Source organism: Cognaticolwellia mytili (genome assembly GCF_002104475.1).
Classification (GTDB): Bacteria; Pseudomonadota; Gammaproteobacteria; order Enterobacterales; family Alteromonadaceae; genus Cognaticolwellia; species Cognaticolwellia mytili.
Map to the genome: position 1 here is coordinate 53,626 of NZ_NBOF01000008.1, position 23,206 is coordinate 76,831.

Genomic DNA, 23,206 nt, shown 5'->3' on the forward strand with positions numbered 1-23,206 from the left:
TATCCATCTTCATTACAGGTGTTGTATTGCTTTTATAAAATAGCCAATACTCATTTTCTGATTACCTACTGCTACTCTATTTTTTGAGATAGTTCATAAGGCCCCCTCTACATTATTGAAAATATGAGTAATCAAGGCATTAACCATTTTTGTGCGATGTCTTTTGCGGGCAGTGCTTTTTCAAAAAAATAGCCCTGTAACTCATCAATATTTAAAGCATCGCATAAGTCACATTGAAACTGTGTTTCAACACCTTCAGCGACAATATGTAAACCAATAATGCTAGCCATTGCTGCTAGTCCTTTAACGATAGACAAGTGGCGTACTTCTGAACTGTCAGTCGGCAGCAACGACTTATCCAACTTTACAATATTAATAGGGTAGTTAAGTAAATGTGACAAAGATGAGAAGCCAGTACCAAAATCGTCCAATGCTAACTTGCAACCAAGTTCATCAAGTTGGTTGATTAGCTGTTCGCTGGCTTCGTCTTTATTTAATAATGCGGTTTCAGTGAATTCTAGAACGATGCTGCCAGCGGAAACATTATATTTATTTAATAAGTGCTTAATTGTTGATAATAATGATGCTTGGCCAAGTTGTACGGCAGAAACATTGATTGCCATAGTAAGACTCTTATTAAACTTATTTTGCCAGTCGGATATTTGTTCAATCGCTTTTTCAAGTACCCATTCGCCTATTTTATCAATTAAGTAAGTCTGTTCTGCAATTGGAATAAATTCATCAGGGGTTGAATTAAGTGAAGAATTTGGCCATCTAATTAATGCTTCTACCCCGATGATTTTTTTTGTTTGTACATTAATAACCGGTTGGTAAAAAAGCTCAAAATCTTGCTGTATTACTGCGGATTTCAGCTGTGTTTCAATTTGGTAGCAACGAGAAAATTGTTCTTGCATCGCATCTTCAAAATAACAAAGTTGGTTACGGCCTTGCTTCTTTGCGCGATACATTGCAATGTCGGCATACTTGGTTAGTTCTTCGGCCGTGTCAGCATTGTGTGGGTGCATGGCAATACCTACGCTAACTCCACACTGAACGGTGTGTCCGTCAATATCAATAGGGGCTTCGAGTGATTCTATAATGCGCTTGGCGACTGCTGTGGCATCATTTATATATTTTAAACCTGTTATCAGAATAGCGAACTCATCACCGCCCAATCGAGCAAATAATTCGTTCCCGCGTAGGCATAAATTAATGCGCTTAGCCACACATTTAAGGAGCTTATCGCCCATTTCATGACCGTAGGTGTCGTTGATGTTTTTAAAGTGATCAAGATCGAGTAAAAGTAGCGCAATGTTACTCTGAAAACGAACATTGTTACTGATAGAAACTTTCAATGCCTCTTCAAAATGATAACGGTTTGATAAGCCAGTGAGTGAATCTTTCTCAGCAAGTTCTCTCACTTGGCAGTAGCTGTCGTAGAGTTTTTTCTCAAGTTCAAAGCGCTTTTTAGCTTGAATGATTGAGCGTTGCAGCTTAGCTGCGGTGATCTCGCTTTTAGTAATAAAATCTTGAGCCCCTGCCTGTAAGCATGAAAGGGCTAATACTTCATCGTCAGAAGTACTCATCATTACAATGGCAGTCTCACCTAAATTTGGTCGGCCTCGTAACTCTATAACCATCTCAATACCATCAACCTTCGGCATTCTATAATCAAGTAATAAAACATCAAAACGGTCATTTTCAACAGCTTTTAAGCCTTCTTCGGCCGAGTGAACTTCACGCAGGCGGGTTACACTGGCATTATTTCTTAATGCTCTTTTCACTGTTTCTCTATCGATGGCATCATCATCGACTAATAAAATATCCAAACTACGCCTCCTTACGTGGTACTTTATATCGAACTAAATACAGTATTAGTTTTTATTACCTGCACTTTTTGGCCAGATAATGGTAAAAACAGCACCGCCTCCTTGTTGATCTTCAATAACAATACTTCCAGCATATAGCGCTAATGTCTTTTTCACTATGGCTAAGCCTAGCCCGCTACTTTCTAATTCGTCTTTAGGTTTTAATGTTTGAAAAGGCTGAAAAATTTTATCTTTAAACTCAGGGGGAATGCCAGGGCCATCATCGGAAACTAGTAATTGATAATGATCTGTATGCGATAAGCAATTAATTTTAATAATGCCTGAGCCTTTATGATGGTGCTTAATTGCATTAGAGATTAAATGCTGTAGGACGATCATCAATGGCGGCTTAGGAAGTTCTATATCACTACCACTAACTTGAACGTCAAAATGATGGCTGTTATCTAATAACTCACAGCATTCAGAAATAATTGTTTTCAAACCGATGTGTTCAGGACTAGTGTCACAGCGGCTTATTCTCGCGTAGCTTGCTAAACCTTTTAATAAACGATGCATCCTTTCAATGCTATTTTTTATCATTTTAAAATACTTCGGGTTATCGCGAGTAATGCCTTGTTCAGCGTCTTCTTCAATCCAAGAAACCAAGTTTTTTATGGCATTTAATGGTGATGCTAAGTCGTGTGATGCGATATAAGTAAATTCATCTAGGTCTTTATTGAGCGTTTGGCGAAGTTGAGTAAGTTCACTTAATAGCTGTTCTTTTCTTAAAACTTCGACATGCAAAACGATATCTCTAGCTAATAACTTAAGCATTATGTTCTGATGACTGTCTAGACGTTTGGGCTTGATATCGAAAAGGCATATCGCGCCGACAACACAGCCATCATTGGTGATCAGAGGAATGCCAATAAGGTGCCTTACAGCCTTATTTGCTAGTAGAATGTTTTGTTGGCTGAAGCGTTCATCTTGTTGTAGGTCATGTACTTCAACTAAGCTCTTCTGAGCAATAACAAAATCAGATACTAAAGCAATGCTTTCATCGTTGCCCTTGTCCTTGTTTGGCTGATACTTACTCCATTTATGTGTTAAGAAATCAAGGTGTATATAGCAAAGAGAACTTTCACACGAGGCCATTACAACCGCTATAAACTCTTCAAATACTCCGTCAAAATTATTATCGTTCCATTGATTTTTTTTCATACTGTTTTATTTGATCTACTGCCATTTGATATCGTTAATTTACCCTGAAGAATGAGTATGGCAGTAAAATCGAGATTATTCCGTCTTTTTTTGATTCAAATCAAGCGATTGTTTTTTGACTTGTGGTTGCGCGCTCGTGAAAAGGAAAGTGAGGCGCTTTCATAGCAATAATTACTCGTTTATTTTAGGTTAATTTAAACAAAACGTGCTTTAAAGGCACTTGGACTTAGCCCTATCACTTTAATAAAAACCTTACGAAAACTGTTTACGTCGTCATAACCAACACTCGCAGATATTTGTTCAAAGCTTTGTTTGCTGGCTTCTAATAATTCACAAGCTTTTTGTACGCGCACTCGTTGAATATACTGCATAGGCTTTAATGAAGTTGCATGGGTGAAATGTCGTAGCAAAGTTCGCTCACTCATAAAAGCAATTTTTGCTAACTCACCAACACTTATTGGCTGATGAAAGTTAGCTTGTATATGATGTTGAGCGTTCACAATTGCTTTATCGCCATGATTAAAAAACGGTGTAAAACTGCCATAGTAACGCTGCTCACGTTTACCCGTATCAACAAGTAATAATTTACCTAAGCTACGCATAATGTGCGGCTTCATGCATTGTGCAACTATTTCTAAACCTAAATCTAACCATGACATAAGGCCGCCAGCACAAATAATATCGCCATCATTAATCAATAAACTTTCAATGTTTAGCTTAACTTGTGGAAAGGTTGTACTAAATTTTTCAGCAAGCTGCCAGTGTGTTGTTGCGGTGCGGTTATCCAATAAACCGGTATGTGCCAAGGTAAAAGCGCTAGCGCAGGCAGAACACAATATTGCACCCGATTGGTGTGCATTTTTCAATAGTAAAATTAATTCTTCAGGCGGTTGTTGAAAGTAGTCTTCATTAGAATTTGGCGGTAAAATAATAAGATCAAATTGCTGTTGATTATTAATGTCTGGGTCGGTGAGTATTTGCTTTTGTTGGATTGTATTGACGACAAAGGCACTATCAAATAACTGTGCTTTAGCTATTTTATTCGCCATGGTAAATAGCTCGGCTAATCCATGTACGGCACTTTGCAAGGCTTGTGGGTAGTCAATTAGGGCAATGTTAATTTTATTTGTCATTTTCAAACCGTTTTGTGTCAGTTACGCCATATGTCTAAGGCTTGGAAGTTTTGCATAATACTGACCATTAACCAAGCAATAAGCTAATCCATAAAATAGGAATTAAAGATGACTAGTCAACAAACAGAGAAAAACCAAATATCAGAACAAACTAAAGGTTTAGTATTAAAGGCTGTTAACGAAGCAAGTAGTAAGTGGAAAGCGGCCTTTAATAGTGGTGATTACGCAGGTTGTGCTGCGCAATATGAAACTGACGCTGTGATGAATGCGATGCCGTTTGGCCAATTTAAAGGCCGAGAAGCTATTCAGATATTTTGGCAACAGTTAGTCGCTGATGGTTTTAGTGATGTTGATTATGTCGAACCTACTATTGAGGTTATTAGCGCGACAAGCGCAGTATTGCGTTCTGGCTGGAAAATGAATAAGGCTGCAGGTGTTATCACCAATGAACTATGGGTTATTCAAAGTGATGGCAGTGCTAAATTACGTGAAGATGATTTTGAAGCGCAGTAAGTGTTCATAGCGGCATTTTTTTAAGCAAGAAAAATTAGCAGAGCCCTTAGCTCAAGGGCTTACTTGTTATTACCGCCAGCTCATTGTTTTCCAAACGAAAAACCACTCTGAGTAAAAACTAGAAAACAAGTTACTGCACTTCTAAAGACTCAATATCTAAAATAATTTAGTCAAATTTTTTGTTAGCTATTACTGATGCCTCTCAGTAATAGCTAAACTCGGCTGTAATTTCACTTTTTAGTTTCTAAAATATTGAAACTATGTGATATTAAGGCCGATTAAATGAAAGGTATAAGGCGAATGTTACTGAACATGTCGCCATAATAAATAGTTAGCTAACAAGGAGTATTATTCAGTTATGGCAATTAGCCTGAGAGACGTTACTAAAGATAATTGGGAAGATATTATCTTATTAGAAATCACAAAAGAACAAGAAGACTTCGTCGCATTAAATGCAGAGTCAATCGCAGGCTCTAAGTTTAATGACCACTATGTTAATCGTGCAGTTTACTTCAATGAAGATCCCGTGGGTTTTATCCAGTACTTTCCTAACTACGAAAATGAAAAGCCGAATGAAATTTATATTGACCAATTTATGATCGATGTACCGCATCAAGGGAAAGGTTATGGTACGAAAGCAATTAAGTTAGCGCTTGATGAAATCAAGCTAAGAGAAGACTGTAAAGCTATTTCAATATGCTACGTTGAAGGACATGATGTAATGAAGGTTTTTTTTGAGCGCTTTAATTTTAGTGTTGTTGAACAAGATGAGTTTGATGAAACTATCATGGTGCTAAATGTTGCCTAGTAAGGCTTTTAAGTCAAGCTAATAACAACTGACTAAGTTTCCTGTCGTTTTATACTTCAAGTAATTATTTCTCTGCACTTAAGTGAAGCGTTACGCTTTTCTTAACTTGAATCGAAGTATGAACTACAGCGGACTATTGTATTCATTGCACTTTTTATGATTTTTTGTGGTTATAAAAATGATGGCGAGTATGTAAAACATGGACATGGATAAACAGGGATAATTATTAGATGAAAAAAAAGCTTTTTGCAGTAACGCTTGCTGCACTTTTTACTGCTAACGTTCAAGCAGATACCGTAGGTTTATATTTTGGCGGTCAAATTTGGCAAAGTGAAGCAAGTGGTGTTTTTGGTGAAAAAAATACGCTAACTGACTTTGATTTAAAAAAAGAACAGCAAAGTAACTACTTTATTGCCGTTGAACATCCTTTTCCTTTGCTGCCTAATGTACGCATTTCAAGTAGCACGCTTGATACCACAGGTAAAACTAATTTAACGCAAAAATCTAGCTTCGACAATGAAATCGCTCATGTGAATGTTGACGTTACTACTGATATTGATGCCATTTTTGACGTCAATTATATTGATTACACTTTATATTATGAATTATTTGATAACGGCTTCTTTGCGATTGATTTGGGTTTAACCGCTAGAGATTTTGGAGGTGCTGTCGCTGTAACGGAAACAAAAAATATTATTACTACCAGTAGAGAACTTATTTGGGATGGAGAAGAGCACGATGAACATGATTATCATAATGTTGCAGAAACAACAAATACTGTAACTACGCGTGAAATAAAGACCAACGAAATTGAGCCCATGTTATATGTTGCCACTAATATTAGCTTGCCGTTAACAGGCTTAAGTTTATTTGCCCAAGGCGATTTATTAATAGAAGAACGTTCACTTTATGACTATCAAGTTGGCTTAAGTTACGACCTAGTTGATAGCTGGATAATGGATTTTAACCTGACCTTAGGGTATCGGGCCGAAAAAATGGAATTTGAAAATTCAGACAATTTATATACAGATCTTGAATTTAAAGGGGCTTTTGTTGGTGTGATTGTGCACTTGTAATTGTTGGCTAGGTTACGCTGTGCTTCATACATTTCAGTCAATTATTATGTAGTGGTCAACTAATTTTGGCCGCGAATTTGTATTCAAGCCATTAAAGTTCTTATTCTCCATTATGATGCTGTGGCTTAATGTTGCTAGATGCTAGCATTCTTAATGATAATCAAGAGTAAAAATATCTCATATTTCACTTTGATACTTGCCTTTAAAATTTGGCATAGCTGTTTTTGCAACAAGTTTTACTTTCTCAGTGTATAATCGCGTTGTTTTTATGATGAGTGCCGTCATTATCATTTATATCGCATTAAACGTTTTTAAAGTACATTGAACAAGGTAATAAAGTGTTAAATCCCATTAAGCCATTAAACTCAACAAATTCAACAAGTCACCGTCTTTCCATAGCACCTATGCTTGATTGGACTGATCGTCATTGTCGTTATTTTTATCGTGTAATGTCGAAGCACACTGTGTTGTATACCGAAATGGTGACAACAGGGGCTATTCTATTTGGTAAAGGTAATTACCTTGAATATAACCAGCAAGAACATCCAGTAGTTTTACAGTTGGGTGGTAGCGATGTAAAAGCGATGACTGAGTGTGCAAAAATTGCTGAGCAACAAGGTTATGACGAAATTAACATTAATGTTGGTTGTCCGTCTGACCGTGTGCAAAATGGTATGTTTGGCGCTTGTTTGATGGCTGAACCGCAACTAGTCGCTGATTGTGTATTGAGTATGCAAAACGCCACTAGTATTCCTACTACGGTTAAGTCGCGTATTGGTATTGATGATTTAGACAGTTATGAGTTTTTACATAAGTTTATGACTACGGTAAGCGCTGCAGGCTGTCAGCATTTTATTATTCATGCGCGCAAGGCGTGGTTAAGTGGTTTAAGCCCTAAGCAAAACCGAGATATTCCGCCGTTGGACTATCAACGTGTTTATCAAATTAAGCAAGATTTCCCCGAAACAGAAATTTCGATCAATGGCGGTATAAAAAGCTTTGTTGAAGCAAATGAACATATGCAGCACATTGATGGCGTGATGATCGGCCGAGAGGTTTACCAGAACCCATATATGCTAGTAGAAGCTGATAATGCTATTTGGCAAACGAATGAGTCGGTTAAATCACGACAAGCGGTGATTAATGAGATGGTGCCATATATTGACTATCACGTTGCTAATGGTGGTCGTGCATGGCATGTCATAAGGCACATGCTAGGTTTATGTAATGGCTTAGCGGGTGCAAAGCAGTTCCGTCGTTTTTTAAGCGAAAACTGTAGCGGCCAAGCAGTGTCAGGCGATATTTTGCAACAAGCCTTTGCAAGAGTAATACAGCTAAACCCCGACTTAAACTTAGCCGTGTAATTTACGCGTGTAATTTTTTCGCATAGCTTAACCAAAGTTTTTTCATTTGTTGCACCTGTAAGTTAGCGCCGGTGTGCGAGATTATAAAAATCCCGATATCGGTAAATGACTTCTCGATTTCGGGACATTATTAGCATTAATGCTATTTTCTTCACTGTTCGCCTTTAAGTTCACTATAAGTTAGTTAATTTAACCACATCGCTTATCTATTACGGTGTTTTTAACAAATCGCATTATTTTGTAAAAATTAAATTCACTTAAAAAACAACGAACTAACAAATAGTTCGATCCTTGGCACAACCTTTGTAAGTGTTTATGCAACTTAACTAGTAACAAGTTATAAATTACAGCTGTTTAAACTGCTAAAAAGGAATGATGCAATGCCAAGCTTAACCATGTTATTTACCCTATTTATGTTACCCGGTGTTTGTATGTTGGCGACGTCTTTTGTTGTCGCGCGTTTAGAGCAAGGGAAAAAGTCTATATTGTCTCAAGGTTAGTATCGCAAATTCTGATACAACCTTGGGTTTCACCAACCTACAAAGCCAATTGATAGGTTAATTGCTACTTAAGTGCTTTCGCTTTTAACTTGCTAACCCTACTATTTTTCATTGTCAGGCTTTTTGTCTGATTTCTTGCCACTTAGGTGGAAACTTCTCAAGTGTAAACGCTGTACTTTACGATTAATCTCAGCTAATTTTGCTAGATGTTAATTAGTAAACTCCTCAGCATATGACTTATTTTCAACAGTTAATTTCTTGTACCGATTTACATGCCATTTTGGACTGTAAAGACCTTGTGGTGCTAGATGCCAGTATTCCCCCCGTAGGAAAAATGAAAGCACCTACGCATAGCTGGCCTGAGCATTGTATTGTGAAGGCTCGCCGCTTTGATCTAAACCAAGACTTTTCTGACCTTGATAGTGACATGCCGCACACTATGCCAGGTGCTGAACATTTTGAATGTGCCGCGCAAGCCTTGGGTATTAACCAACAAAGCCAGATTGTAATTTATGATGATCTTGGATTATTTTCAGCGGCAAGAGCTTGGTATATGTTTCGAGCGATGGGGCATAAAAATGTTGCGGTATTAGATGGTGGCTTGCCCTATTGGCTGTCGTTGAATAAACCCGTAACCAGCGCCGGTGCTGATGGGAATATCGATGACCTTGCAAAAGGTAATGTTAAAAGTAATGTGAAAGGGGACTTTGCTGCTAATGCGCAGGAGAATTACTTTTGTGATTGGCGCGAGGTTGAGCAGCAAATAGATAAGCAGCAAGAAGTCATTTTAGACGCTAGAGCTAATGATCGTTTCCGCGGTGTTGTTGCCGAGCCGCGTGCAGGCGTGCGCAGTGGACATATTCCAAGTTCGAAAAACTTGTCTTTCGGCGAGTTATTCGATGTTTCGAATCATGGCTTGTTTAAGTCGGCAGATGAACTGACTAAAATTTTTCAACAGCTAAATACCGCAAATAAGCCGATGGTTATGAGCTGTGGCTCAGGTGTTACGGCTTGTATTTTAGCTTTGGCAGCTGATATAAGTGGTTTAGAACATGTTCGTGTTTATGACGGCTCCTGGAGTGAGTGGGGCTCATTGGCGCATACACAAGTTGAAAAAGGCTAGTTAAGGTTATTTAGCCACAAGTTTGTTATTCGTATTATGGCAGTTAGCGCTGCCACTTTTATTCTTGCTTTTACTCTTGCTTTTTATAGGCAATTTTTATCACTACTATTTTATTTTTACGGCTAAAATAATTCAGCTTCATTGTTGTTACCTGTCTTTCGAAAACCTCCAATTGAATAAGCAAATTTCTGTTGGTCAATTTCACTAACCAATGTGTTTATATTGACCATTTTATCGTGCGACATATTATGTCTTGAAATTCCTTGTTTCTTGTGGTTTTGTATAAACATATAAATAACAGCGACTTAAAAAGTTTTCATCAGTTGGCACAGCACTTGTAATAGTAATATCAGAAATCAACAAGAAAGGTTAAACGTTAACTTTTCATGTTACTGACATAAGGATATCAATAATGAAACTTTTACCAAGTAAACAAGCTTTAAGCACCGTTTTATTATCTTGTACGTTGCTATTTACTTTTAGCGCTTTTGCAGAAGAAGCATCTTTAGAACGTAGTTTAGCAGCAACAATACAGGCACAGGGACAAAAGGCCGCACGTGATTTATCAGCGGAACTATCAAATTCTATTAAGGCTGAGTTAAACCGTTTTTCACTACGCTATGCAACCGTGAAGCCACAAGAAGTAGCTGTAGTGTCAAAGCAATCTAAATTACGTCAACAAAAACAACAAACTTCAGAAGAGTAACAGGAGAAATACCATGGGCATGTTTTCACGATTCACAGATATTATTAACGCGAACATTAATTCAATGTTAGACAAGGCTGAAAACCCAGAGAAGATGATCAAGTTGATCATTCAAGAAATGGAAGAAACATTAGTTGAAGTTCGTTCAACAGCCGCTAAACATATTGCGGAAAAGAAAACGGTAATGCGCAATATTCGCGATATGGAAAGTCGTGTTGCTAATTGGCAGCAAAAAGCCGAACTTGCCTTGACCAAAGGCCGTGAAGATTTAGCAAAAGCTGCCTTAGTTGAAAAACAAAGTTGTGCCCAAAAGCTTGCCGAGTTTAATGAAGAGTTAAGCCAGTTTGACGAATATTTAACAGCAGTGCAGCAAGACGGCCAACGTTTGCAAGAAAAGCTTTCTGAAGCCAAGCGTAAACAAGAAGCTTACCGAGTTCGTCAGCAGTCTGCAGAAGTTCGTTTAAAAGTTCGTGAAAAAGCGGCTGTGCATAATATTGATGAAGCCATTAGTAAGTTTGAGCGCTACCAGCAGAAGATTGACCGTGTTGAAGCGGAAGTTGAAGCCTACGATATGACATCAGCGAAAGATTTGAATAGCCAGTTTCGTGAGCTTGAAAACGATGAGAACATCGAGCAAGAGCTTGAACAACTTAAGAAAAAAGTTGTTAACGGTTAATAAATCGTAGAGGTATTAGTGTGGCATCTTCATTGTGGTTAATTGCTGGTGTTATGTTTATAACGCCGGTAGTTAGCTTCTTTATCGGTGCCGGGCTGTTAGTTTTTTTAAAGTTAATGTTCAAGAAGCCAAAGTTGAACATGAGGAGTAAATAATGAGTTTTAATCGTGAATATTCAGTTAATAAAACCTTAACTAAAGACCTAGTTCATAAAAAGTTATCTGGTGTGTGTGGTGGTATTGCTAAGCATTACAATGTGCCTCGTATTGCGGTTAGAGTTGGCGCTATTGCTGCGTTACTAGTTTTCCCTGTTGCAACTGGTGTTGCTTACTTAGTGGCTACGTTATTAATACCTAATAAAACTCGCCGCCTTTAAGGTGTTTAGGGTAGTGATGCACTAAGTGTATAAGTAGCTTATTAAGCGCTTTTGTATGAAAAGGAGAACACTATGACTTTTTTTAAGTCTTTGTTTTTAGCAATTTTTGCCACCATGTTCTTAACTTACGTGTTGGGTGTTAGCTTGATTGAATTACTTGATGTTGATATCTATATGGGCGAGAGGTTAATTGAACCTTTAAAGGCAATTAGTATCTCAGCATTAGTTGTCGTTTTATTAGTTTTGGTTGCTTTAGCGATAGCGATGAGTGTATTTGGTTCGTTAATTTTTGTTGCTATGTTGCTGCTAGGTGGTGGTGCAATGCTATTGGTAGGTGTTTTTTGGCCTATCATATTGGTAGCAATCGTTATTTGGTTGGTTACAAGAGATAAAAGAGCCGTACAATATTAACCAGAGTAAATTTGAGCATAATAAAAAAAACAGGAAGTTAAATGAAGAAGAAATTAATTGCACTAGCACTTTTTACCTCAATTAGTATGGCAAGTCATGCCGATATTACGTCAGTGAAAAAAGTATTTAAAGCGAATGACACTGCATTAGCTGAACAAGCATTTAGCACCCTAACGGCAGATGAAAAAGCGAGTGTTGACGGACAAATACTTGTTGGGCGTCTATTAATTGCAAAAGATGAAACAGAAGATGCTTTTGACTATTTTGAAGATATGCTTGAGCAGCATTCAAACAATGTTGATGTGAACTATTACTTGGGCGTTAGCGCAGTGATTATGGCGCAAAAAGCCAGTATTTTTTCAAAACTTGGCTATGCGAAAGATTTCATTAAAGCGATGGAAAGAACGGTTGAATTAAAACCTGATCATCAAGACGCACTTAATACCTTAATTGGCTTTCATTTAAATGCCCCAGGCATTGCTGGTGGTGATACAGAAGAAGCCCTAACTTATGCTAAACAATTGCAAAAATATGATGCGGAGCAAGGTTATAGTCAAATTGCTAACGTTTATTGGAAAACTGAAAAGCCAGAACTTGCGAAACAAACTATGGCTGAAGGTTTTGAAAAATTCCCTGAAAGCGGCACTTTGTATTTTGCCCGTGCGATGGAAAATATTGCCAGTGAAGCTTGGGATAAAGCGAGAACAGATTTAACCTTTGCTGCTCAGTTTGCCAAAGATGATGAGAAAAAAGGGCAAGCTTTGTATCAACAAGGTAAGGTTTCGGTAAAGTCAGGCGAAGAAGCCGCATTAGGTATTAATGCCTTAACACAGGCATTGCCTTTAGCTGAAAAACAATACCAACCTTGGGTGAGATATCGCTTAGCGCAGCTGTATATTGAAGAGAAAGAGTTAGCAAAAGCAACTGACTTTATTGCTCAAATAGATATTAGTGAAGATGAAGAATTAGAAGATAAAGTTAAAAAATTAAAGAAAAAGCTTAAAAAGCAATTAAAAAAACGCGTTGGTTAAGTCGTTATTAAAATAAGTTGTTACGGTCGATTATTTGTTTCGCTCTACAGTATATTGACGGTTTTTAATAGGAGGCCAGCGGCTTAAGCTTCTGGCTTTTTTTGTACACTTATTTTATGTTTTTATTGCCTTTAACGGGCGTACAAAGAACGGCATTTTTCTCATTTGAATTAATTAAGTTATCCATTTTCTTCCAGCTTAGTTACAATGGTGTTGAAGAATCATAATATGAATAAAAGGGATGTATAACAGCTTATGAGGAATGTATTTGCACCAGTACTTACACTGGTATTATTAATTTGTAGTGTTCTTGTTAATAGTGTTTTTGCGAACGAGAGCAACGGTATGGTCGTTGAAAATAGTTATGCGCGAGAAAGTATTCCCGGTACAACAATTTCATCTGCCTATATGACATTAAATAATGTTTCTAAAAATAATTTACGGCTGATTGGTGCATCCAGTTCGGTAAGTGATCGCGTAGAAATTCACGAGCACACCATGGAAAATGGTTTAATGAAAATGCGTCAGCGTGAATATGTAGAAATATTAGCTAAAGACAGCACAGTATTTCAGCCATCAGGTTTTCATTTGATGATTTTTGATTTAAAACAACCACTAAAAGCTAAAGAAAATATTAAGATAACGTTGCATTTCGACGACGAGTCGAGCATTGATGTGAATTATCTGATCAAAGGTCTTAAGCAGAAGAAGCATCACCATCATTAGGAGTAAAATATGAGTGTTAATATTTCGACAAAAGCAGTTGTATCTGCGTTCGCTGGTATTTTTATTTTTCTATATTTCCTCGGTGTTTATTGGAGTTTTGAACCAGACCAACTAGATATTCGTGCTGAAGTAACAAAAGCGGCGACGGCTGAAAATGTTGCACCAGTGGTTGGTTATACAACGACAACTGCACTGATTCGAGTGACTGAAACATTGTTAAATAAACCGGGTGGTTATTTAGCCAATGATGCTATTCCACCATCAGTGTTATTAGACAATATTCCAGCATGGGAATTTGGCGCTCTGGAAATGGTTAGGGATATGGCGTTGGTAATGCGTCAAGAGTTTAGTCGTTCACAGTCTCAGTCAGCTGAAAATAAGAACTTAAAAGTCGCGCAACCACAATTTAATATTGACCACACCAGTTGGGCGATTCCAAGTGCTGAAGGGCAATATCAAAAAGCTATAGATGAACTTTATGCTTACCGCACGGCGTTAACAAAAGTAAATAATCAATCAGCACAGTTTTATGCTCGCTCAGACAATTTGCGTGCTTGGATTCAAGAAGCTACGAAACGTTTAGGGAGCTATTCGCAGCGTTTAAGTGCAAGTGTTGGTCGTGACCAGATTAATATTGATCTTGCTGGTGATAGTGTTGCACAGCAATCTACAAACACTGCATCTAGTATGCAAATAAAAACAAGTTGGTGGGCAATAGATAATGAATTTTATGAAGCTCGTGGTGCTTGTTGGGCTTTATTACATTTCTTAAAAGCAATAGAAATTGATTTTAATGATGTACTAGAAAAGAAGAATGCCAAAGTTAGTGTTCAGCAAATAATTAGAGAACTAGAAGCAAGTCAAGAGTCTATTTGGAGCCCAATGGTTTTAAATGGTGATGGCTTTGGTATGTTAGCAAACCATTCTTTAGTAATGGCAAATTATATATCACGTGCAAATGCTGCACTGATTGATTTAAATGACTTATTGAGTCAAGGGTAAAAACATGAAGAAAATAGCGCTAGCGGCAGCACTTGCCACGGTTTTATCAGCAAATGTACAAGCTGATGCCATAGGCATTTATTTAGGTGGCCAATTATGGGAAAACCAAGCTTCAGGTACATTTGGTGACGGTAGCTCACAAGTTGACTTTAATTTAGTTGATGAAAAACAAAGTAGTTTTTTTATTGCTTTTGAACACCCATTACCATTAATTCCAAATATTCGTATTGCTTCTACGTCATTAGAAACTAATGGCATGGCAACGCTGGATAATGAATTTAAATTTGATGATGAAACCTTCCTTAAAGGGGCTGACGTTAACGCTGATTTTAATATAAGTTATGTTGACTACACCTTATATTATGAGTTGTTTGATAATGACTTGTTATCATTTGATTTTGGTATTACCGCACGTGATTTTGATGGCGACGTTACTGCTTCAACGCAAATAACTTCTGGTTCAAGCGCCTCTACACTATCGTCTAGTATTGCCGTTACTGATATTGTTCCTATGTTATATGTGGCAGCAAACTTAGGCTTGCCTCTAACGGGCTTAAACCTTTTCGCGCAAGGTAATTTTCTATCAATTGATGATCACACTCTATACGATTATCAAGTCGGTGTAAGTTATGAGCTTATCGATAACCTATTAATAGATGTTGATGTTAATGCTGGATACCGTTCAGTTAAACTAGAGCTAGAAGATTTAAATGACTTATATACGAACATTGAATTTGACGGCGTATTCATAGGCACCACAATACATTTTTAAGGTCTAAAACCTACAACGTAAATTAAGTGATTTTATAAAAAGCAGAGTCGAGCAATTGGCCCTGCTTTTTTGTTTCTTGTTACTCATCCGTTTTCATTATTAAACCCGAGTACTAGATAATGAATAATTGATCTTAGTGATGAATGGCTAAGTAACCTCAACTCAGTTTATTGGGCGCATTGTCTAAGCCGGGCTGAGGTTAAATAGTGTTAAAGGGTTATGACAGAGGTGATTAGTTATACTTTTATTCCGACTAATGAAAATTGGAACCACTTATTATAAGGGCTTTACTAGTAATAGTTCACGGCATAAAACAGGCTTTAATTAGCGTGTAAAATTATTCTACTCTATCAGTCTACGTGACTACCAACCCGAGAGACAAAATTACTTATCTGGAAGTCAAGTGCAGTTGAATGGGAGTTAAGTGATAAACGTTTAAAAGTAGATAGATAAAACAGTGAATAATAAAAAGCCATCAACAAAATGTTGATGGCTTTTGTTTTTAAGGTTATGAGTAACCTAAACTATGAAGTTATGCTTTTTTGCGACGAGTAAATAACATAGGAGTTAGTAGCAACATTAACCAACCGAATGAACCACTTGATTTCTTATTTACAATTGATATTGAGGTAACAACTGTGTCTGAGTTACCTTTGCCATCATTTACTGTTAATTGAAAAGACATCGTTTCGTCATTGACTATTTTAGGTGCTTCAAAGCTAATAGAAGCTGAGTTTTCACTAAAGCTTACAGGTGTACCTGCTAACTGCACCCATACGTAAGAAAGCGTATCACCATTAGGATCTGAAGAGCTTGAACCGCTAAGTTGAACATTTGTTTCTTCGACAACATTTGTAGCACCTGTAATTACGGCTGTAGGAGCACCTTCAACTTGGATAGTAACACTTGAATCATTCACTGCTTCAGTTGTATTTGTATCATCAGTGCTGTGTGTAAGGGCTACGTTAATTGGACCACCAACATAATCGTCAACGATTGTTGCAGAGAAAGTCAATGTAACAGGAGTTTTCGGAACCTCTTGTAACTCATAGCAAAAAATTGTTCCAGACTCAACTGATTCCAATGAGCCAGTTGAACCATCAGCACCACCCCAAATAGACTTACGGTAAATATCTGTACGTCCTTCAGTACCCGTGCTATTTTCAAAACCAACTGTGCCACCTAAAGTATTGCCCCAGTCGTGATTTACATTGGCATAAGCAAATACAAAGTTACCTGTTGCATTATCAAATACAACTTCGAAATCCATAACATCTTCAATTTCACCTGGTGCAATACCTGATGAATGACCATCTACTGTAATAGAGTGAACCATGTCATCAAATTCAACAACAGTATATCTACCTGAACTTGATGGAACAACGGTAACACCTGAAGTATCAGTTCGAACGATTTTAAAGTCGCGCCAGAAAGGTGCAACCAAGTTGTTTGCAGTATCAGTATCTGGTAATAATTGATTTCTCCATGCATTTGCACCATCGGTTCCTGAGAAGTAGATGAAGCCATTTTCTGAAACATTTATAGAGCTATACGCCTTACCAAGAAAGTTAGCTGGCACATTAAATGTCGCTGTGACTTGGTCACCATCAAGAGCACTTGGAGTAAGCGTAGGGCTTAATGCTAATAAATCAATGTAACCTGAGCCAGTGCCATTTTGTCCAAAGTTTGGCAAATCACAAGTTGCATCAGTTGCATTACTTGTCATTAAATAAGTAGGTACTTGGCCAAATAATGATTCTCTAGCTACTTGCCAAGTTATTTCATTACCTGTTACCGTCGCATCACCTGTTATGGAGTCAGCATCTAGCTCTAAGCTACTTGGAATATTTGCTTTAATTGTATAGGTACGATCACCTTTAGTTAGTTTTGGTAACACCGTAATAGTGTAATCAACTTGGTCGGTTCGCTGCATGTAAGCATCTGCATTGCTTGAAATAGATACATCGTCCATGCCGCGCATGAGGTCAACAGAAACTAAGCCTAAATTACCTGCATCTTCTGCACTTGAACCGATATCAACAGCGCCGTAATACATATCACCATATACACCGTCATTAAGTAACCATTTAAAGCGCAAGTCAAACTCTGTTAAGGCAGAGATAGCGCTGTCTGCTTCAACAGTAAGGTTATCACCTAATTCACTGTCAACAACAGCGGTTGCTAAAGTATAAGCATCTTCAGCACCTTCAGTAGATGCAGCCCAGTTTTGAACAGCAACCCAATAACTGCCAGCGGCCGGCATGGTTAGAGATACTTTTTCAAGTGCGGTACCCGTTGCGCTGCTACCCACTTCTTCATCTTCTTGTGGTATACCATCACCATTTGCATCTAAGCCCACACGCAGATCTAAATCTGGAGATGCTGATGCCAATACTTCAGCAACAAAGCGCTTTGCTCCTTCAGGAACAGTGTGAATAGTGACATTAATACCGTCAGATATATCATCGTAGGCAGAGCCATTGTCACTATCGACTGCTAATGTTGCTTTTATTTGATCTGCTTTAGTTAGACCATAAGAACGACTGGTAAATTCGGTAATTTCAATTGCAGTTACGTTTTCAATTAATCCACTGTCTTCATTACGGTTTGCTTCAAAAGAAACTGAATCTGGTAGATTGCCGTTTGAAGCTTGAACACTAACAGGAATTCTAGCCGTTGGATGTTGATCAGATGTCATAACAACATGACCAAATGTCCAAACATCACTTTGAGCTCTAATAGCATTAGCATTTATTGCAATAGTTTGACTCTCACCTTCAGCAAGTGAAAATGATGCTGGCGTGGCTGTTATAACTAAACCATCAGAAATTTCAGCACCTTCAACCGTCCACGTGCCTGCCATAGTAGCTGTCACAGTACGAGTCCAATCACAAGAGCCAATACAGCTAGCATTTGTCGCTGATGGAATGTTTAATGTTTTAGGATCTCCACCTATTGCAGGGTTTGCAGCAGTATAGTTTGCTGCTGTCTCATTCATTAAAAGGCCGGTTGTATGTGCTAAGTTTACACGAATGCTACCAGAGCCCATATCAAAGAAATCAGCAGCTGTTGTGCCGTCTTCCTTACGAACATCTGTAACCGCCGTTAACATTAATGCTGAACGAATATTATCAGGTGTCCATGTCGGATGAGCAGACTTTAACACAGCGCCAGCGCCAGCCGTATGCGGTGCTGCCATTGATGTACCTTGTAAAAAAGCGTAGTCAGCAGGGTCAGGAGGAATGACATCATGTCCGTATTGTTCATCAGCATAAGCTGCATAAATTGCTACGCCTGGCGCGGTAACTGATGGAGTCATTATATCTGGTACGGTAACGTTACTACCTCGTGATGAAAAGCCCGCCATATCATCTGCTTGGCCGATTTTTGTATCGCCATTTGAAGCTGTGATGGTTGCCATGTGGTTTTCACCAGTACTTAACCAAGTACGTAGCGCATTACCGTTTTCAGCATTAACATGAATACCTGGAATAACAAAAACATCACTAGCTACAGAGTTTGAAGCACCTTCAACGTCAAGGTTGCCCAGTACGAAACCTGCCGCGCCGCCAGCCGCAGCATTAATAGCTTTATCAACACGAGCAATTGCGCCACGATCACAAACAACGATTTCGCCATTGAAAGTGCCAGCAGGGAAAGGTTTTAAACATTGTTCTGGTGCGCCATCAGTATCATTTGAATTGGTATAATCACCAGCCCAAACTATTTTAGCTGTAATGCCACCTGAAGCGCTTTTGCCGTTAAGCGTTGAAAGCTCAGTATCACCGCCAGTGAATTCACCAATTTGTTTATCAAATACAATTTCACGGCCATGTGTTGAAGCACCGACTACAGTGTACCAAGGAGCATTCTTCACCGTAGTTTGCGCCTCAGGACCACTGTTACCAGCAGATACTGCAGCAAAAATCCCAGCTTCTTGTGCTGCTAAGAAGCCAAGCTCTGTGGCACTAGTCCAAGGGTTTCCGCCACCGCTAATCGAATAGTTTAGTACATCAACATTGTCGGTTAGTGCATCGTCTAATGCAGCAAGAATTGCTGCGCCGGCACAACCATTATAAGTATCTGATGGGGCACCATTAGAACCCCTATTTCCAGGGCTACAAATTTGATAAGCAATAATGTTGGCATGTGGAGCTACACCAGATATTTGCTCAAATTCAAAGCCCGTACTATTAATGCCTTTACCTTGTTCTTTGCCTACTTCTTGTTCAACCATAGGAACATCTTTTAAAATGTTACCACCTGCAGTACTTGCTGTATGTGAGCCATGTCCACCGTAATCTTCACCATTTTTGGCTGGAGGGTTATCACCGAAAACAGTAGTATCATCGTAATCATCAGTAATTGAAGCATATGAACGAACACCAATGAGTTTATCATTACATAGTTCGACGAAGTCGCCCGCACAATCACCAACATAATTACCAGCGCCTCGTGGATTGGTATGATCGTAGCCATCGCCACCTATATCTGCGAATGATGGGTGATCTGAATTAATACCACTATCAATGACACCAATAACGATTCCCTCGCCCATATTAAGAGCGCTTTGACCTTCACCGTCCCACACTTGAGTGGCACCAATATGAGTTGGACCAGTATCGGTATCCATGTGCTCCATACGTTCACGTTCAATAAACGCAACGTCAGTTAACTTAGATAATGCTTCTGCTTCTGATTGTGTTAACCGTAATGCCATGCCATTAAAGGCATTTTTATATTTATAAAGAGGATTTAGGTTGTTGGTTAATTTATTGTTTGCTTTAGCTAGGAAAGACGTTTGCTTGCCTTCTAAATAGTTACTATAAGCTATAGCTTCAACCGTTTCTAAATCAAGACGCAGTTCTTTTCTAACTTCTTGTGAGCTTTTTGTACTATTCGCTAATGATTTGAATAATGACTTTTTAGCGATTTGAGGATTAGTTGCAGTTAAACCTGCAATTGAACCATCATATGTAGCAATAGGTTGGTCTTTAAGGCGAACAATATAGGTATAAGTTCCGTCAGCTAAGTCTTTTTCTATGTGAATCTTTTTGGCTTGTTGTTTGTTGTATGTACCGTTTTTATTGATTGAAATTGGTGCTACTGATTTTAACGATTCAGCCGAATGCTGCACTGGTATAGTACTGGCTGAAGCTTGCAAGCTCGCCATCGATAATAGTGCTGTAGAAACAGCGATTGTTACTTTGTTATTCACAAAGAACCTCCCTAAGGCACAATATTTGTGCAAGTTGTTATTTTAAGATTAAAAATAGTTGTTTTCTGAAAACTGATTTTGAATATTAGAGGTAAAAAATAGAATGCATAAACATATCACATGTAAAAATAATGTAAACGAAATATGCTATAGGTAGTTGAGCTAAATTTAAATTTTACGGCATATGGAAAGCTAAGCTTACAAAACAGCTTCTGGAGGTTAACTAGCTAATAGAGTGTCATGCAGAAACCTTTTCAATTAGTTGCTTATCACTTCGTATATGCAACCAATTGAAAATAAGACTTTTTAGTGTGAAGTATCATCAATGAAATGTGCTAGTTGATAACGTGAAAATTTATAGGTTGTCATACAATAGTCACAGGTCATTGATACATTCCCTTGTTCAGCAATAATGTTTTCAAGTTCTGAAGGCTCTATTTGTGAAATAGCACTTAAGCACTTTTCTTCTGAGCAACTGCATTTATAACTAACATTTTGCGGTTCAAATAATACGACTTTTTCTTGGTGGTATAAGCGGTACAGTAGGGCTTCACTATCAATAGAAAATATTTCTTCATTTTGTATCGTGTTTGTTAGTTGACATAAGTGCTCGAAATCGGCCTGTTGCTTTTCTTTATCTTCGCCATCAGGCATTAATTGAACTAGGCTACCAGCAATTTGTGTGATGTCGCTGTTGGTATAGAGCCAAATTTTAGTGGGAATTTGCTCTGAAACTTCAAAATAATGCGCTAAACATCCGGCTAATGTTTCCTGATCAAGTGCAACAACACCTTGATAAGGTTCGCCACTATTAGGGCGAATAGTGATTATCATATTGCCTTTGCCAATAAGTTCTTTTAAGGTCATAGCATTGGTTTCACTTGCCATACGGGCAATGCCACGCATTTCTTGCAGGTGGTTACCATTTACAGCCATATAACCTATAGGACCGTCACCTTGCAGTTGTACTGCAATTTCGCCTTCGAACTTTAATGTTGCTGTTAATAGACAAGTTGCAGCAACAAGCTCTCCTAATAGTTGTTTTACGCCGGCAGGGTAATCATGTGGGGCAACAATATCTTGAAACGTTTGCTTTAAATTTACCAACTCACCTCGGGCGTGCAGGTTATCAAATAAATAGCGATTTAATACGTCAGTTTGTCTGGTCACTGTCTAGATCCTTTCTTTCAAATGTCGAATTTGTCGACGTTGTTTCTTGTCTGGTTTTGTCTCACTCGCGGGACTAAGTAAAATGCCTTGTTTACGAGCTAAGCTATTTTTTTCTCGGGTTTGAATACTTTCAGAGGTTTCTTGATAGAGTGTTTGGGCAAAAGTGGCGTCCCGCCGTCTATCAGCAAGTGCAATAACAATTACATGCTTCTCTTCAAAGCTTTGTCGCAGAGTGATGCGATCGCCCAATATTACGGCTTTACCTGATTTACTGCGTTGACCATTATAAAAAACTTTTCCGCCATCAATCATTTGTTTTGCGATGGCACGTGTTTTATAAAAGCGCGCAGCCCATAGCCACTTATCTAAGCGTGTAGTTTGTTTGTTTCCTGCACTGCTGTCGATCGATTTAGCCATTGCTTTGCTATTACTCTTTTAAGTACTATAAAAATGGCGAAAGTTAGCATAAAGCTAATGATTACGCTAGCTAGATTGTATTTGGTTACAAATTTTTAACTAATTATAGCTAAAAAATAATATGACGTCTTGTTGCCAAGCTCTCGGTCAAGTATCATCAAAGTGAATTAAAATTTTTAGACAATAAAATTATTATAAAATGTCATTAATGAACAACTTATCAAATATATTTGAGCAGCTAGCTAAACTTCCTCAGCGAAAATTAACTCAAGTGGTTATTTTTCTGTTGCTTGCTTACATCGCCTACCTATTTGCCCAAGTTACTTGGTTAGCAATGCCGCAACCTAATAGTGCATCAGGGCTAAAAGCCAATAAAGTTCAACCTACCCAAACATCATTGCCCAAGTCGTTCAATGTTAAAGCTATTGAAGCGCTTAATTTATTTGGCGCATTCTCTCAACAGGCAGTCGAAAAAGTTGAAGAGTTAGTTATTGAAGATGCCCCAGAAACTCGATTGAAATTAACCTTAACTGGTGCCGTTGCCAGTAGTGATAAAGCAACCTCAGCAGCCATTATTGAAAGTGCAGGTAAGCAAGAAACCTACAGCATTGGTGAAAATATTAAAGGCACACGTGCCGTGTTGGAAAAAGTGTTTAACGACAGAGTCTTGTTGAAAGTTTCTGGCCGCTTAGAAACATTGATGATTGAAGGCATAGATTTTAATAAAAACGTTCAAGCAATAAAGCCAGTGAGTAAACAACAAAGAACAACTAAAAAAGCTCCATCTAAAAGGTTTTCTTCGCCTAATATTGTTGACCAACGAAATAACAAAGCACTCACGCAAAGTACTAAATCATTGAGAAAGGACTTAAATGATGACCCAGGAAAAATTACAGATTATTTGAAAATATCACCGAAACGTGAGAATGGAAAAATTAGCGGTTACCGACTAATGCCAGGAAAAGATCCAACTTTTTTCCAAAATGCCGGTCTTAAGAATGGTGATGTTGCTGTGCAAATGAATGGTTTCAATTTAATAGAGCCAAGAGAAGCAGCCCAAGCGTTGCAATCTTTAAAAACAGAACGAGAAGTTTCACTGTTGCTAAACCGTAATAATGAAATGACTGAAATACTTTTCAGTATCGATAATTAGAA

Annotated in this window: 21 protein-coding genes; 14 read left to right on the forward strand and 7 right to left on the reverse strand. The window is 38.1% G+C overall.

The genetic code is table 11. From position 1 onward, the window contains the following. Positions 1 to 131: 131 nt before the first annotated feature. From B7C41_RS19535 to B7C41_RS19545, 3 genes are all read right to left on the reverse strand, one after another. A complete protein-coding gene (locus B7C41_RS19535) occupies positions 132 to 1,829 on the reverse strand; it encodes a putative bifunctional diguanylate cyclase/phosphodiesterase (protein ID WP_085300657.1) in 1,698 nt (565 codons plus the stop codon). Between the two features lie 45 nt (positions 1,830 to 1,874). Further along, positions 1,875 to 3,029: a sensor histidine kinase gene (locus tag B7C41_RS19540; RefSeq protein ID WP_085300658.1), complete on the reverse strand. Its 1,155-nt coding sequence runs from the start codon at positions 3,027 to 3,029 to the stop codon at positions 1,875 to 1,877. A 194-nt stretch (positions 3,030 to 3,223) separates the two neighbouring features. Then, positions 3,224 to 4,162, reverse strand: coding sequence for a GlxA family transcriptional regulator (locus tag B7C41_RS19545; protein ID WP_085300659.1), 939 nt, complete (start codon positions 4,160 to 4,162; stop codon positions 3,224 to 3,226). 108 nt (positions 4,163 to 4,270) lie between these two features. Between B7C41_RS19545 and B7C41_RS19550 the strand changes: the two genes are divergently transcribed. From B7C41_RS19550 to B7C41_RS19570, 5 genes are all read left to right on the forward strand, one after another. Beyond that, positions 4,271 to 4,675, forward strand: a complete 405-nt coding sequence (locus B7C41_RS19550) for a YybH family protein (RefSeq protein ID WP_085300660.1) — start codon at positions 4,271 to 4,273, stop codon at positions 4,673 to 4,675. Between the two features lie 358 nt (positions 4,676 to 5,033). Further along, positions 5,034 to 5,483, forward strand: coding sequence for a GNAT family N-acetyltransferase (locus B7C41_RS19555; RefSeq protein WP_085300661.1), 450 nt, complete (start codon positions 5,034 to 5,036; stop codon positions 5,481 to 5,483). 230 nt (positions 5,484 to 5,713) lie between these two features. Beyond that, positions 5,714 to 6,559: a TIGR04219 family outer membrane beta-barrel protein gene (locus B7C41_RS19560; RefSeq protein WP_085300662.1), complete on the forward strand. Its 846-nt coding sequence runs from the start codon at positions 5,714 to 5,716 to the stop codon at positions 6,557 to 6,559. 338 nt (positions 6,560 to 6,897) lie between these two features. Beyond that, positions 6,898 to 7,923 (forward strand): tRNA dihydrouridine(20/20a) synthase DusA, encoded by a 1,026-nt coding sequence (gene dusA / locus B7C41_RS19565; RefSeq protein WP_268875411.1) that lies wholly within the window; start codon positions 6,898 to 6,900, stop codon positions 7,921 to 7,923. A 732-nt stretch (positions 7,924 to 8,655) separates the two neighbouring features. After that, entirely contained in the window at positions 8,656 to 9,546 is an 891-nt protein-coding gene (locus B7C41_RS19570; protein ID WP_085300663.1) for a sulfurtransferase, read from the forward strand. Between the two features lie 122 nt (positions 9,547 to 9,668). Here B7C41_RS19570 and B7C41_RS20540 read toward each other — a convergent pair whose 3' ends face one another. Further along, on the reverse strand, positions 9,669 to 9,791 hold the full coding sequence (locus B7C41_RS20540; protein ID WP_268875412.1) for a hypothetical protein: 123 nt from the start codon (positions 9,789 to 9,791) through the stop codon (positions 9,669 to 9,671). Between the two features lie 167 nt (positions 9,792 to 9,958). Here B7C41_RS20540 and B7C41_RS19575 point away from each other — a divergent pair, with 167 nt between their 5' ends. From B7C41_RS19575 to B7C41_RS19610, 8 genes are all read left to right on the forward strand, one after another. Continuing rightward, positions 9,959 to 10,252, forward strand: a complete 294-nt coding sequence (locus B7C41_RS19575) for a hypothetical protein (protein ID WP_085300664.1) — start codon at positions 9,959 to 9,961, stop codon at positions 10,250 to 10,252. Between the two features lie 13 nt (positions 10,253 to 10,265). Next, positions 10,266 to 10,928 (forward strand): phage shock protein PspA, encoded by a 663-nt coding sequence (gene pspA, locus B7C41_RS19580; RefSeq protein ID WP_085300665.1) that lies wholly within the window; start codon positions 10,266 to 10,268, stop codon positions 10,926 to 10,928. A 154-nt stretch (positions 10,929 to 11,082) separates the two neighbouring features. Beyond that, positions 11,083 to 11,304 carry a PspC domain-containing protein gene (locus tag B7C41_RS19585; RefSeq protein WP_085300666.1) on the forward strand — a complete coding sequence of 74 codons (222 nt, stop codon included), beginning with the start codon at positions 11,083 to 11,085 and terminating at the stop codon, positions 11,302 to 11,304. A 72-nt stretch (positions 11,305 to 11,376) separates the two neighbouring features. Then, positions 11,377 to 11,715, forward strand: coding sequence for a hypothetical protein (locus tag B7C41_RS19590; RefSeq protein ID WP_085300667.1), 339 nt, complete (start codon positions 11,377 to 11,379; stop codon positions 11,713 to 11,715). A gap of 41 nt (positions 11,716 to 11,756) precedes the next feature. Further along, positions 11,757 to 12,746: a tetratricopeptide repeat protein gene (locus tag B7C41_RS19595; protein ID WP_085300668.1), complete on the forward strand. Its 990-nt coding sequence runs from the start codon at positions 11,757 to 11,759 to the stop codon at positions 12,744 to 12,746. Positions 12,747 to 13,001: 255 nt separating this feature from the next. Further along, positions 13,002 to 13,472, forward strand: coding sequence for a copper chaperone PCu(A)C (locus tag B7C41_RS19600; RefSeq protein ID WP_085300669.1), 471 nt, complete (start codon positions 13,002 to 13,004; stop codon positions 13,470 to 13,472). Positions 13,473 to 13,481: 9 nt separating this feature from the next. Next, positions 13,482 to 14,474, forward strand: a complete 993-nt coding sequence (locus tag B7C41_RS19605; protein WP_085300670.1) for a DUF2333 family protein — start codon at positions 13,482 to 13,484, stop codon at positions 14,472 to 14,474. Between the two features lie 4 nt (positions 14,475 to 14,478). Next, the gene (locus B7C41_RS19610) at positions 14,479 to 15,246 is read left to right on the forward strand and encodes a TIGR04219 family outer membrane beta-barrel protein (protein ID WP_085300671.1); all 768 of its coding nucleotides are present in this window, start codon (positions 14,479 to 14,481) and stop codon (positions 15,244 to 15,246) included. Between the two features lie 532 nt (positions 15,247 to 15,778). Here B7C41_RS19610 and B7C41_RS20630 read toward each other — a convergent pair. From B7C41_RS20630 to hslR, 3 genes are all read right to left on the reverse strand, one after another. Next, positions 15,779 to 20,464: a S8 family peptidase gene (locus B7C41_RS20630; protein WP_085300672.1), complete on the reverse strand. Its 4,686-nt coding sequence runs from the start codon at positions 20,462 to 20,464 to the stop codon at positions 15,779 to 15,781. Positions 20,465 to 20,770: 306 nt separating this feature from the next. After that, positions 20,771 to 21,634 (reverse strand): Hsp33 family molecular chaperone HslO, encoded by an 864-nt coding sequence (gene hslO, locus B7C41_RS19620; RefSeq protein ID WP_085300673.1) that lies wholly within the window; start codon positions 21,632 to 21,634, stop codon positions 20,771 to 20,773. A gap of 3 nt (positions 21,635 to 21,637) precedes the next feature. Next, on the reverse strand, positions 21,638 to 22,051 hold the full coding sequence (hslR, locus tag B7C41_RS19625) for a ribosome-associated heat shock protein Hsp15 (RefSeq protein ID WP_085300674.1): 414 nt from the start codon (positions 22,049 to 22,051) through the stop codon (positions 21,638 to 21,640). Positions 22,052 to 22,259: 208 nt separating this feature from the next. On the opposite strand from hslR, the gene gspC reads away from it, so the two are divergent. Further along, on the forward strand, positions 22,260 to 23,204 hold the full coding sequence (gene gspC / locus B7C41_RS19630) for a type II secretion system protein GspC (protein ID WP_158089167.1): 945 nt from the start codon (positions 22,260 to 22,262) through the stop codon (positions 23,202 to 23,204). Positions 23,205 to 23,206 lie beyond the last annotated feature (2 nt).

Bases quoted from the DNA above. Each gene is read 5' to 3' on its own strand.
- pspA (WP_085300665.1), top strand. From the start codon at position 10,266: ATGGGCATGTTTTCACGATTCACAGATATTATTAACGCGAACATTAAT.
- B7C41_RS19595 (WP_085300668.1), top strand. From the start codon at position 11,757: ATGAAGAAGAAATTAATTGCACTAGCACTTTTTACCTCAATTAGTATG.
- B7C41_RS19550 (WP_085300660.1), top strand. From the start codon at position 4,271: ATGACTAGTCAACAAACAGAGAAAAACCAAATATCAGAACAAACTAAA.
- B7C41_RS19540 (WP_085300658.1), bottom strand. From the start codon at position 3,029: ATGAAAAAAAATCAATGGAACGATAATAATTTTGACGGAGTATTTGAA.
- gspC (WP_158089167.1), top strand. From the start codon at position 22,260: ATGAACAACTTATCAAATATATTTGAGCAGCTAGCTAAACTTCCTCAG.
- B7C41_RS19560 (WP_085300662.1), top strand. From the start codon at position 5,714: ATGAAAAAAAAGCTTTTTGCAGTAACGCTTGCTGCACTTTTTACTGCT.
- B7C41_RS20540 (WP_268875412.1), bottom strand. From the start codon at position 9,791: ATGTCGCACGATAAAATGGTCAATATAAACACATTGGTTAGTGAAATT.
- B7C41_RS19590 (WP_085300667.1), top strand. From the start codon at position 11,377: ATGACTTTTTTTAAGTCTTTGTTTTTAGCAATTTTTGCCACCATGTTC.
- B7C41_RS19600 (WP_085300669.1), top strand. From the start codon at position 13,002: ATGAGGAATGTATTTGCACCAGTACTTACACTGGTATTATTAATTTGT.
- B7C41_RS19545 (WP_085300659.1), bottom strand. From the start codon at position 4,162: ATGACAAATAAAATTAACATTGCCCTAATTGACTACCCACAAGCCTTG.
- B7C41_RS19570 (WP_085300663.1), top strand. From the start codon at position 8,656: ATGACTTATTTTCAACAGTTAATTTCTTGTACCGATTTACATGCCATT.
- B7C41_RS19575 (WP_085300664.1), top strand. From the start codon at position 9,959: ATGAAACTTTTACCAAGTAAACAAGCTTTAAGCACCGTTTTATTATCT.
- B7C41_RS19605 (WP_085300670.1), top strand. From the start codon at position 13,482: ATGAGTGTTAATATTTCGACAAAAGCAGTTGTATCTGCGTTCGCTGGT.
- B7C41_RS19585 (WP_085300666.1), top strand. From the start codon at position 11,083: ATGAGTTTTAATCGTGAATATTCAGTTAATAAAACCTTAACTAAAGAC.
- hslR (WP_085300674.1), bottom strand. From the start codon at position 22,051: ATGGCTAAATCGATCGACAGCAGTGCAGGAAACAAACAAACTACACGC.
- B7C41_RS19555 (WP_085300661.1), top strand. From the start codon at position 5,034: ATGGCAATTAGCCTGAGAGACGTTACTAAAGATAATTGGGAAGATATT.
- B7C41_RS19610 (WP_085300671.1), top strand. From the start codon at position 14,479: ATGAAGAAAATAGCGCTAGCGGCAGCACTTGCCACGGTTTTATCAGCA.